This window comes from Halomonas sp., from assembly GCF_052095695.1.
Lineage (GTDB): Bacteria > Pseudomonadota > Gammaproteobacteria > Pseudomonadales > Halomonadaceae > Vreelandella.
The window spans coordinates 44,197-55,805 of the sequence record NZ_JBQDLQ010000015.1 but is presented as its reverse complement, the minus strand read 5'-3'; the positions used below and the strand labels follow the sequence as shown (position 1 = coordinate 55,805).

The 11,609-nt window shown below is 54.1% G+C and carries 11 protein-coding genes; 5 read left to right on the top strand and 6 right to left on the bottom strand.

What is annotated here, in order from left to right:
• The 6 genes from cyoE to ACTH5D_RS04945 form a co-directional block, all read right to left on the bottom strand.
• On the bottom strand, window positions 1-658 hold a 658-nt coding region (gene cyoE, locus ACTH5D_RS04970; protein WP_441668940.1), incomplete at its 3' end, for a heme o synthase.
• Complete coding sequence (gene cyoD, locus ACTH5D_RS04965) at window positions 616-939, bottom strand: cytochrome o ubiquinol oxidase subunit IV (protein ID WP_441668938.1); 324 nt, start codon at window positions 937-939, stop codon at window positions 616-618. The genes cyoD and cyoE, both read right to left, overlap by 43 nt.
• 1 nt (window position 940) lies before the next feature.
• Complete coding sequence (gene cyoC, locus ACTH5D_RS04960; RefSeq protein ID WP_441668936.1) at window positions 941-1,552, bottom strand: cytochrome o ubiquinol oxidase subunit III; 612 nt, start codon at window positions 1,550-1,552, stop codon at window positions 941-943.
• Window positions 1,552-3,528 carry a cytochrome o ubiquinol oxidase subunit I gene (gene cyoB, locus ACTH5D_RS04955; RefSeq protein WP_441668934.1) on the bottom strand — a complete coding sequence of 659 codons (1,977 nt, stop codon included), beginning with the start codon at window positions 3,526-3,528 and terminating at the stop codon, window positions 1,552-1,554. The genes cyoC and cyoB overlap by 1 nt, the downstream gene beginning before the upstream one ends.
• A 3-nt stretch (window positions 3,529-3,531) precedes the next feature.
• Entirely contained in the window at window positions 3,532-4,473 is a 942-nt protein-coding gene (gene cyoA / locus ACTH5D_RS04950) for a ubiquinol oxidase subunit II (protein WP_441668932.1), read from the bottom strand.
• Between the two features lie 363 nt (window positions 4,474-4,836).
• Window positions 4,837-5,604 carry a DeoR/GlpR family DNA-binding transcription regulator gene (locus tag ACTH5D_RS04945; protein ID WP_441668946.1) on the bottom strand — a complete coding sequence of 256 codons (768 nt, stop codon included), beginning with the start codon at window positions 5,602-5,604 and terminating at the stop codon, window positions 4,837-4,839.
• A 322-nt stretch (window positions 5,605-5,926) separates the two neighbouring features.
• Here ACTH5D_RS04945 and ACTH5D_RS04940 point away from each other — a divergent pair, with 322 nt between their 5' ends.
• From ACTH5D_RS04940 to ACTH5D_RS04920, 5 genes are all read left to right on the top strand, one after another.
• A complete protein-coding gene (locus tag ACTH5D_RS04940) occupies window positions 5,927-6,787 on the top strand; it encodes an outer membrane protein OmpK (RefSeq protein WP_441668930.1) in 861 nt (286 codons plus the stop codon).
• 36 nt (window positions 6,788-6,823) lie between these two features.
• Window positions 6,824-8,107 (top strand): NupC/NupG family nucleoside CNT transporter, encoded by a 1,284-nt coding sequence (locus ACTH5D_RS04935; protein ID WP_441668928.1) that lies wholly within the window; start codon window positions 6,824-6,826, stop codon window positions 8,105-8,107.
• 86 nt (window positions 8,108-8,193) lie between these two features.
• Entirely contained in the window at window positions 8,194-8,988 is a 795-nt protein-coding gene (gene deoC, locus ACTH5D_RS04930; RefSeq protein ID WP_441668926.1) for a deoxyribose-phosphate aldolase, read from the top strand.
• The gene (gene deoA, locus ACTH5D_RS04925) at window positions 8,988-10,343 is read left to right on the top strand and encodes a thymidine phosphorylase (protein WP_441668924.1); all 1,356 of its coding nucleotides are present in this window, start codon (window positions 8,988-8,990) and stop codon (window positions 10,341-10,343) included. The genes deoC and deoA overlap by 1 nt, the downstream gene beginning before the upstream one ends.
• Complete coding sequence (locus ACTH5D_RS04920) at window positions 10,340-11,584, top strand: phosphopentomutase (protein ID WP_441668922.1); 1,245 nt, start codon at window positions 10,340-10,342, stop codon at window positions 11,582-11,584. Before deoA ends, ACTH5D_RS04920 begins: the two co-directional genes overlap by 4 nt.
• Window positions 11,585-11,609 lie beyond the last annotated feature (25 nt).

The following is an 11,609-nucleotide window of genomic DNA, read 5'->3' as shown; positions in this document are numbered from 1 at the left end:
CCCCGCGCACCACCGGCAGCACCGGAATCGATGCCCGTTGATAATCAGCGTAGCGAAAAATCGCAATCGCATAGGAGTGCGGCATCTGCCACAGGCAGAAGATCACCAGCAGCATCATCGCACCGCTGTCGAACTGCCCCATCACCGCACAGTAACCCACAACCGGCGGCATAGCCCCGGAAAGGCTACCGACTAAGGTGCCGTACTCTGAGCGACGCTTCATGTAGAGGCTATAAAGCCCTACATACACGCCCCAGCCGATCACCGCTAAGGCAACGGTTAATCCATTGGTGCCTAGCGCCAGACATACCACACCCAACACGCCCAGCAGCGCCGAAACGCCCAATGCCTGGGTGATTGAAATGCTTCCTCTCACCAGGGGGCGATGGCGCGTGCGCGCCATCAATGCATCAATATCGCGGTCAATGACGTTATTACACGCACAGCCTGAGGCGATTATTAAGGCAATTCCCACCATGACCGCGACAAGGCTCAGCCACTCAAACTCACCCTGCACGGCGAGAAAATAGCCGCCCAGGGTAGCAATTAAGTTGCCGCCAATAATGCCTGGCTTCGTTAGCTCAAGCAGGTCGCTCCAACGGCTAGGCGTTGTGATCAGCCGATCATCATGTTGAGATGCAGATGCTGCATGATCCACAACGAGCCTCCTATCACGAGGACGAGTATCGCTACGGTGAAGACGAAGGAAAGCATGTTCCAGCCGTCCTCAGACTTGAAGTTCAAATGCATGAACATAACAAGCTGTACCAATACTTGCAGAATGGCCGTTACAACGATAATACCGACGTTCATTGGCATACTGAAAGAACCCAGCATAACAGCGCCAAAAGGAATAATAGTCAGCACTAACGACAGTACAAGACCCGTAACATAGGACTTTACGGAGCCGTGATCAGACGAATGGCTAGAAGAGCTCATATCACAGCACTCCCATCAAGTAGACGAAGGAGAATACACAGATCCAAACGATATCCAGGAAGTGCCAGAACAGGCTCAAACACAGGATACGCGGACGCGTTTTGTCAGTCAGCCCTTTGGTCGACAGCTGAACCAGCATGACCAAAATCCAGATCATACCGAACGTAACGTGCAGTCCGTGCGTGCCGACTAGCGTGAAGAAGGCAGAAAGGAAGCCACTGCGATCCGGACCGTAGCCTTCGTTGATCAGGTGATGGAATTCGTAAAGCTCCATACCCAAAAAGCCAAGGCCTAGGATAAAGGTGATGACCAGCCACATTTTTACCTGGCCGACGCGGTTAGCATTCATTGCCAACACGCCCATGCCGAAGGTAAAACTACTAATCAACAGCGCAAACGTGCCGCCAAGAATTAACGGCAGCTCGAAAATATCGGCACCGGTAGGTCCACCCGCCGTGCCCCTCATGAGCACGGCGTAGGCTGCGAACAGTGACCCGAAGATCACTAGATCGCTCATTAGGTAGACCCAGAAACCAAACACTTTGGTACCAGCGGCATCGTGGTGCTCATGCTCTTCAGCATGGGCATCGAGATGTTGTGTTTCAGTAGCCATTACGCTTGGGCCTCCACACGTTGTTGATGGGCACGCTCGATCCGCTCGACCTCTGCTGCCGGTACGTAGTAATCGATATCGTCGTTGAATACCCGCATCAAGAAGCTAACCAGCATACCGATGGCACCAAAGCCTGCCAGCCACCAGATATGCCATACCATCGCAAAACCGAAGATCATCGCAAATAGGCTGATAATCGGGCCTGCGGCCGTGTTTTTCGGCATATGGATATCGGTATAAGGCGCTTCTTCTAACTGCTCGTTGCTACGCTGCTTTTGCGACCAGAAGCTATCGATATCGCCAACTTCAGGTAAGCGTGCAAAGTTATAAAACGGCGCAGGTGACGAGGTAGACCACTCAAGCGTACGGCCATGCCACGGATCACCAGTAACATCCGCATTCTTCTTACGATCACGAATACTGACAACGAACTGGATAATGGTGCATAGAATGCCTAGTGCAATAATAACCGCACCCACCCATGCAAGAATCATCCACGGCTGCCACTCGGCGTTCGGGTATGAGTTCATGCGGCGTACAGCACCGAAGAAGCTCAGTACGTAAAGCGGCATAAAGGCAACATAGAAGCCGACAAACCAGCACCAGAAAGAGCGTTTGCCCCACTTCTCGTCCAGCGTGAAGCCGTACGCTTTCGGGAACCAGTAGGTCAGACCCGCCATCATACCGAACACCACACCACCGACGATAACGTTGTGGAAGTGAGCAATAACGAACAGGCTGTTATGCAGCACGAAGTTGGCCGCAGGCACTGCCAGCATCACACCGGTCATACCACCGATAGTAAAGGTGATGATAAAGCCCAGCGTCCAAAGTACCGGTGAAGTCAATTCCAGGCTGCCACGGAACATAGTGAACAGCCAGTTGAACACTTTCACACCGGTGGGGATGGCAATAATCATCGTCATTATGCCGAAGAAGGCATTGACGTTCGCACCCGCCCCCATGGTGAAGAAGTGGTGCAGCCACACAATAAAGGACAGCAAGGTAATCGCGATTGTCGCCCACACCATCGTCATGTAGCCAAACAGCCGTTTACGGGCGAAGGTGGCGATAACTTCAGAGAACACACCAAAGGCAGGCAGAATCAAGATATAAACTTCTGGATGGCCCCATGCCCAAATGAGGTTGACGTACATCATCATGTTGCCGCCAAAATCATTGGTAAAGAAGTGCATGCCCAGATAGCGATCCAACGTCAGCATCGCAACGGTAGCCGTCAGGATCGGGAAAGAAGCAATGATCAATACGTTGGCGCACAGCGATGTCCACGTAAAGATCGGCATGCGGAACATGGTCATGCCTTTAGTGCGCATTTTAATAATGGTGACGAAGAAGTTGATACCGGTGAGCGTGGTACCCACCCCGGATATCTGCAACGCCCATATCCAATAATCCACCCCGACCCCGGGGCTAAACTCTATCCCCGATAACGGCGCGTAAGCTAACCACCCCGTTGTGGCAAACTCACCGACGAACAGTGAGATGTTAACCAGCAGCGCCGACACGGCAAACAGCCAGAAACTAAGGTTGTTCAGGAATGGGAACGCTACGTCGCGCGCACCAATTTGCAGCGGCACCACCAGGTTCATCAGACCAATCACCATCGGCATTGCGACGAAGAAGATCATAATGACGCCATGCGCGGTGAAGATCTGGTCGTAGTGATCAGGCGGCAGAATGCCCGACGACCCGCCCGCCGCAATGGCTAGCTGTGTACGCATCATGATCGCGTCGGCAAAGCCACGCAGCAGCATGATTAGCGCCACAATGAAGTACATGATACCCAGCTTTTTATGGTCGATGGAGGTGAACCATTCGTGCCATAGCCAGCCCCATTTACGGAAATAGGTCAGCGCGCCCAAGAGCGCCGCGCCGCCTAAAATCGCGATAATTCCCGATATCAACAAAATGGGTTCGTGATACGGAATTGCTTCTAAGGTTAGTTTACCGAACACGGTTTACTCTCCCGCCTCGTTGCTCAAAGATTGACGAGCTTCGTGGCTATCGATGGCTGGCGCACGATTTTCATCATGTGATGGGTTTGGGTCGGTACCTGAATGAAAGCTCGACACCAGACGCTCGTAAAATTCTGGCGTAACGCTTGAGAAGTACTCGACGGGATTAAACTCAGACTGCTCCGCTAAAGCTTCGTAGCCTTCTGGATAACTTAGCGTATTGGGTGATTGCGCAACTTCAGCAACCCAGGCATCGAAATTTTCATTTGACGTCACGTGTGCGTCGAAGACCATGCCCGAAAATCCAGCACCGCTATAGTTGGTCGAACGACCTGGATAAACACCGACTTCATTGGCGATCAAGTGAACATCGTTATCCATACCGGCCATGGCGTAGATCTGGCTGCCTAGACGTGGAATGAAAAACGCGTTCATCACTGTTCCAGAGCTCACCCGAAAACGCACGGGAGTATCAACCGGGAAAGCCAATTCATTAACGCTGGCGATGCCTTGTTCTGGATAGACGAACAGCCATTTCCAGTCCAGCGCTATGGCCTGAATTTCCATCGGCTCAACGTCGCTTTCCAGCGGCTTATGAGGATCAAGACTGTGGGACGTTTTCCAGGTTAACAGGGCGAGCACAACGATAATCGCGCAGGGCACGATCCAAATCACCGCCTCAATCAAATTGGAGTGCGCCCAGTCAGGTGTATATTTCGCAACGCTATTACTGCGTCGATAACGCCAGCCGAACAGCATCGTCATTGCAATAACGGGAATGACCACAATCAACATCAGACCAAACGATGTGAGGATCAGCGTGCGCTGCTCAGCGCCAACTTGGCCTTTCGAGTCTAACAGCGCCGAACTACAGCCAGCTAGGAAAAGGCACAGCGCAAGTAGCACCAAAGTGCCTCGCCTACGCCACAGTGAGTGTCGTTGCATGGTGTGATCTCATCAGAGGTTCAATAAACACTAGCCCACTATAAAGTAGGCTAACTATCACCCCATACTTTTCCCAAAGCATTATCCTTAAGAAACGCCCTACCGCCACGCTCTAAAAAGGCCGTACTATTCAGATCAGTACGCTAATGGCTGCTTCAACCGCCACGTTTGCAACTAAGCCGCGTAGCAGGCGGTATCGGTAGCATTGCTCCGGGAAAAATATGCGCCGTCTAATAGGAATGGCGGCGGGTCTCTTTCGTCAAACGGTTAAGATTGTAGCATTCTCTACTGGTCTGGGTCATGAAAGAAGTGGCGCTTTGACGCACCCCAAATAGTTGTTGTTTGATGCTATTGCAAAAGCGCTCATGCAATGCTAACTCTTGGTGCATCACTGTTGGGATTGGTCAGTAACTGCGGCGCGCCTTTCTCGTCGGTAACGATCACATCAAAATTTTCCAGCGCGGCAAAGTAGGCAGGCCGAATCACCCCGAACTTGCTGGCATCCACTACTAATAAGCGCTGCATGGCCGTCGAAATGGCCGCCTGCTTGGGCGCCACCTCATGAAAGTGAAAGCAGCTCACCCCGCGCGCAAGGTCCACCCCGGCGGCTGAAATGAGCGCTTTGTTAATACCCAAACGTTCAATAGCTGCCGCCATCGTGTCGCTGCCAAATGACTGTGAGGCCGCATAAAATAGCCCTCCCAATAGCACTAAACGCACGTTGGGCAATACAGCAACCGCATTAGCCACGTTGAGTGCATAGGTCACCACCGTCAGTTCTTGAAAATCGCTCAACTGACTTAATAGCGGGATAAGCGTCGAGCCACAGTCAATGAACAGCGTATCGCCCTCCTCAATAAACATAAGCGCGTGCTGGCAAAGCCGATATTTGGCTTGGTAATGACTATCCTGCTGCTCGGTTAAATCATACTTTGGGGTTGTACTAGCGTAGTTCGCCATAAAGAGGCGCCCACCCAGCAAACTAATAGCAGAGGGATGGGTAGTGAGGTCGCGGCGAATAGTCATTTCCGAGACATCGCACAGCTCTGCGGCATCGCGCAGATGCAGGGTACCGCCGCAGGTAAGCACCTCCTGGAGCTTGCTGATGCGCAACGCACTACGGCCATTAATAGTGGGCATCCTCTTACACCCCCTCTTCATTATGATGACCGCGACATCCTTATCGCACTCATTATTCACTGATGGCTTTTGATTCTATGCTGAGCGAATGTCAGCGTTATTGCCACGGCTTATTTTCACAGCCACGACGATTTTTTATGCTCCGGCGTCTTCGATAACAGAAATTCCAACGGCAGGCATTAGAACGCTTGCAAATCTACGTTATAAAAATAACACTAAATGTTATAATTTTAACATTCTACGCCAGCCCGCACGATTCTAACTTCGGATAGCCAACCTCTATGGCTCCGCACAACTTTTAGTTGAGGCTTTCATGACTACTTGTACACGCTTTTGTACACCCTCGCGCACCTTGTCTCTTATTCCGCTGGGCGCTGGCGTAGTGGGAATATTAGGCGCAACGTTTGCCACGCCGCTACTGGCAGACACCGCTCAGACTAACTCTGTTAATCCGCTCTGGTCCTTTGCTAATGTCTCCGTTAACTACCTGGACTGGTCGAACGGCACCGAAGCCCGCACGGCCTCTAACGCAGCAAAAAGCGACTTCATGTTTCTCGAAATCGAAGGCGGCGCTGGCTTTAGCTGGGGCGAGTTTTACGGTTTTTTTGATTTCGAGAACCCGACCAACGACCAGTTTGATGAGTCCAGCGGTGGTAAAGACAACTTTCGCACCGCGGGCAAGCTAACGTCGCACATTTATTTAGGCGACACCCCACTGTCAATTTACGCCCACCTTTATGACTTTCGCGACTACGGTTTTGAAAGCCGCGAGCAGGACCAGGTGCTGGGGTTAGGGTACCGCACTACGTTTGCTAACGGCCTGTGGTTTAAACCGTTTATAGGCGCTGCTCGCGTGCAAAGCGACGGTTACACCGGCATGAACGGCTACATGGCAGGTTGGGTGGCGGGTTATGATTTCACTGCGCTCAACCAGAACTTCAGCGTCACCAACTGGCATGAACAAACGTTTGGCCGCGATGACGAGTATCTAGAGCAAAACTACGTAGGTGATTCCGCCGACAGCGTAGGTACCAACGGCGCCTTAAGCCTGTGGTGGCACCCAAGTGACTTGATCACTACCGGCATTCAATATCGCTATTCAGATAATAAGCTGGGCACCCCCAACAATTATCAAAATGCGATGATTTACTCCGTCAAGCTCAACTTACTCTAAACGCGCTTAACCCTCGCGTACTCGAAGGATCCCCATATGACACTCCTTATGAGCTTGGTAGGCATGGTCACACTGGTGGCCATTGCTCTGATCTTTTCTTACGACCGTAAATCTATACGTCTGCGCACCGTGCTGGGCGCGTTCGCTATTCAAGCCGGCATTGGTGCCTTTGTACTCTACGTGCCCTTCGGCCAGACAGTACTGCAAGCTATATCGGGCGGCGTTAGCCAAATATTGGTCTACGCCAACGATGGCATTGGCTTTCTGTTTGGCGGCCTAGCTGACGTTGATAACGTTGGCTTTGTGTTTGCCATTAAAGTACTGCCAGTGATTATCTTCTTCTCTTCACTCATTGCGGTGCTGTACTACATCGGCATTATGCAGTGGGTCATCCGCATCTTGGGTGGCGCGCTACAAAAAGCGCTTGGCACCTCACGCACTGAATCTCTTTCCGCCACCGCGAATATTTTTGTTGGCCAAACGGAAGCGCCGCTTGTGGTACGCCCATTTATCGCCCGCATGACGCCTTCACAGCTATTTGCAGTGATGTGTGGCGGCCTAGCATCGGTGGCTGGCTCAGTACTGGCGGGTTATGCCGCGTTGGGCATTCCCATGGAATACCTGGTAGCAGCATCGTTCATGGCTGCCCCTGGCGGGCTGCTGTTTGCCAAGCTGATCATGCCGGAAACGCAAGCTGTAACGGATAGCGACAGCGTCTCCAAAGTGGAAGAAGAAATTGACGCTCAGGAAGACAAGCCTGCCAACGTGTTAGACGCCGCCGCCTCCGGCGCTACCTCTGGCCTGATGCTGGCCGCTAACGTGGGTGCCATGCTATTAGCCTTTATCGCGCTAATTGCCTTAATCAACGGCATCCTTGGCGGCATTGGCGGCTGGGTTGGCTTTGAATCACTTAGCCTAGAAATGATCTTAGGCTGGCTGTTCGCCCCGCTGGCTTTTTTGCTCGGCGTTCCTTGGGAAGAAGCAACGCTGGCAGGTTCATTCATCGGCCAAAAGCTGGTGGTCAACGAGTTTGTCGCCTACATCAACCTAGCGCCTTACATTAATGGGGAACAGGTCGTTGCGGCCACGGGTCAATTAATGACACCGCACACCATGGCGATTCTCTCCTTTGCGCTATGTGGCTTTGCCAACCTGTCCTCCATTGCGATTCTGCTTGGCGGCCTGGGTAGCATTGCCCCGACCCGTCGCAAAGAAATTGCTCGCTTCGGTGTCAAAGCTGTTTTGGCCGGTACGCTTTCCAACTTGATGTCGGCCACCATTGCCGGTTTCTTTATTGCGCTGAGTAGTGCCGCAAGCTAACAGTAGCAAGCACGACACCCTGTAACGGACGCTGTTGTTTTAGATCGCAGTGTCCGTTTTTTCTTTTACCAATTTGCGAGAATTCTATGACCGCGACTGCCTCCCCACAAATCGCTCAAGCCGCCCGCCAAGCGCTGACGATGATGGATTTGACAAGCCTGAATGACAATGACACCGACAGCACTATTGAAGCACTGTGCCAGCAGGTGAAAACGCCTTTCGGACATCCGGCCGCGGTATGCGTGTATCCTCAGTTTATTGTCACTGCGCAGCGCGCGCTCACTGCCCACACGCTCAATGATCAGGTCAAGATTGCCACTGTTACCAACTTTCCCCATGGCGGTGACGACATCATGGGGGCTGCCCGTGAAACCCGCGACGCCGTCGCCTCAGGTGCGCATGAAGTGGATGTGGTATTTCCCTACCGCGCGCTAATGGCAGGCGACGAAGATACAGGCCTTGAACTGGTTGAGATGTGCAAAGCCGCCTGTGCTGGCCAGGCGCTACTCAAAGTGATTATTGAGTCTGGCGAACTCAAAGAGCCTGCATTGATCAAACGCGCCAGTGAAATCGCCATTGAAGGCGGCGCCGACTTTATTAAAACGTCGACCGGCAAAGTCGCCATCAACGCAACGTTAGAAGCCGCTGAAATTATGCTCAACGCGATTAAAGCCAGCGGTAAAGACGTTGGATTCAAAGCGGCGGGTGGCGTTAAAACCGCTGAAGATGCGGCCGAATATATGGCCCTCGCCAGCGATATTATGGGAGCCGCCTGGGTGACGCCCGCACACTTTCGCTTTGGCGCCTCTAGCCTGTTAGGCAACTTATTAGACACCTTGACCGGCAACATCAATGCCGCCCCCATTGACGGAGGTTATTAATGTCAGCCAACGCAACCAAACATGCTTTACTTCCTCAGGAGTTGATTCGTCTTAAGCGCGACGGCCAACCGCTGCCCGCTGAAGAGATTAAAGGTTTCGTGCAGGGCATTGCCGATGACCGCATCAGCGATGCCCAAATTGGCGCCTTCACCATGGCCGTTTTTCTCAACGGCATGAGCCGTGAAGAAGTGGTCGCCCTGACCACCGCCACCCGCGACTCCGGCCATGTGATGCAGTGGAGCGACCTAAACCTGCCCGGCCCGATTGTTGATAAACACTCCACCGGCGGCGTAGGCGATTTAGTCTCGCTAGTACTTGGCCCGTGGGTCGCTGCCTGCGGTGCCTTTGTGCCGATGATTTCCGGGCGTGGCCTGGGCCATACCGGCGGCACACTGGATAAGCTTGAATCAATCCCCGGCTACGACCCTTACCCTGCGCCAGAGCGCTTTCGCGAGGTGGTGAAATCCACCGGCGTCGCTATTATCGGCCAAACGGGCGACTTGGCTCCCGCAGATAAACGCATTTACGGCGTGCGTGATGTGACCGCCACGGTGGAATCTATTCCGCTGATTACCGCCTCAATCCTGGGTAAAAAGCTGGCGTCAGGGCTGGATGCACTGGTTATGGATGTCAAAGTCGGCAGCGGCGCTTTTATGCCCACGCCGGAAAAATCTCGCGAGCTTGCCAAAAGTATCGCGAACGTAGCCACGCAGGCGGGCACCCCCACCACGGCCCTGCTAACCGACATGAGTCAGCCGCTGGCGCCCTGTGCCGGTAACGCTGTCGAGATTGTTGAAACACTGGCGCTGCTGCGCGGCGACCGCGCGAATAGCCGCGTGATGCAGGTAACCCGTGAGTTGGCGGTGGAAATGCTGATTGCTGGCAAACTCGCAGGCTCCCGTGAAGACGCGCTTAAACAGCTTGAAAAAGCGCTGACCTCCGGCGCTGCCGCCGAAGTATTTGCCCGCATGGTGCGCGAGCTTGGCGGCCCCAGCAATTTTATGGAACGCTCTGATCACTACCTGGCCAAGGCCGAAGTGATTAAACCGGTGTACGCCAAGCAAGCAGGCATCGTACAACGCATTGATACCCGCGCCGTGGGCATGAGCGTAGTAGAACTGGGCGGTGGCCGCCTGCGTAACGACGCCAGCGTTGACCACAGCGTAGGCTTCACGGAGATAGTCGAAATTGGCGATAGCGTGGATAGCCAGCGCCCCATCGCCATGGTTCACGCCCGTGATGACGCCGCCGCCGAGCGTGCTGCTGAACAGCTGCGCGCAGCGTTTACGATTGGCGAGGGTACGACCAGCGCCGACACCCTGCTGCAAGACACGTTTCGTGGAGAAGCCTCATGAGCCGCGCGATTGCAATCGTCCTTGATTCTTTTGGGATTGGCGCCGCCCCGGATGCCGCGACGTTTGGCGACGAGGGGGCTGACACCCTGGGCCACATCGCCGCCGCCTGCGCCCGTAATGAGGCCGATAACGCCCAGCGGTCAGGGCCACTCAAATTGCCCAACATGGCCAAGCTGGGCCTGTTTCATGCCCACCGCGATGCCACCGGCAGCGTGGCCGAAGGCGTGACGCTACCGGAAAGCCTGGAAGGTGCTTACGCCCACGCTAAAGAAATTTCCAGCGGTAAAGACACGCCCTCCGGCCACTGGGAAATTGCTGGTGTACCGGTACGCTTTGACTGGGGTTACTTCCTCGATAAAACCGACAGCTTCCCGCTGGAGCTGCTTGATGCCATCGTCCAAGAAGCGGATCTCACCGGCGTGATTGGCAACTGCCACGCGTCGGGCACCGAGATCATCGCCCGCTTGGGTGAAGAGCACATCGCCACGGACAAGCCGATCGTTTACACCTCGGCAGATTCGGTGTTCCAGATTGCTGCTCACGAAGAATATTTTGGCCTGGAACGGCTGTATAAGCTGTGCGAGACCGTGCGCGAACTGCTTGAGCCCTACAACATCGGCCGCGTCATCGCCCGCCCGTTTGTGGGTGAGGACAGCAAGACCTTTGCCCGCACCGGCAATCGCCGCGACTACAGCGTTGAACCGCCGGCCCCCACAGTGCTGCAAAAGCTCGCCGATGCCGGCGGCGAAGTAGTGTCTATTGGTAAAATCGCCGACATTTACGCTCACTGCGGCATTACCCACAAAGTAAAAGCCAGCGGCCACGATGCGCTGATGGATGCCACGCTCAGCGAGATCAAGCGCACCAGTCAGCGTGACGTCGGTGAGCGCGCCATGATCATGGCCAACTTTGTCGATTTTGACTCGGTTTACGGCCATCGCCGCGACGTGCCCGGCTACGCCGCGGCGCTTGAAGACTTTGATGCCAAGCTGCCCACACTGCTAGCGGCACTGAGTGACGATGACCTGCTGATTCTAACTGCCGATCACGGCTGCGACCCCAGCTGGCACGGCACCGAGCACACCCGCGAATACATTCCGGTTCTGGCGTATGGCCCAGGCTTCATGCCCGGCCCGCTAGGTGCGCGCGACACCTTTGCAGACATTGGCCAAACCCTGGCCGACTTTTTCCTGCTACCGGCCATGGCCGATGGCGCAAGCTTTCTTCCTAATGCTAGCTAACGCCTAGCGCCGCTTAAAGGAGACT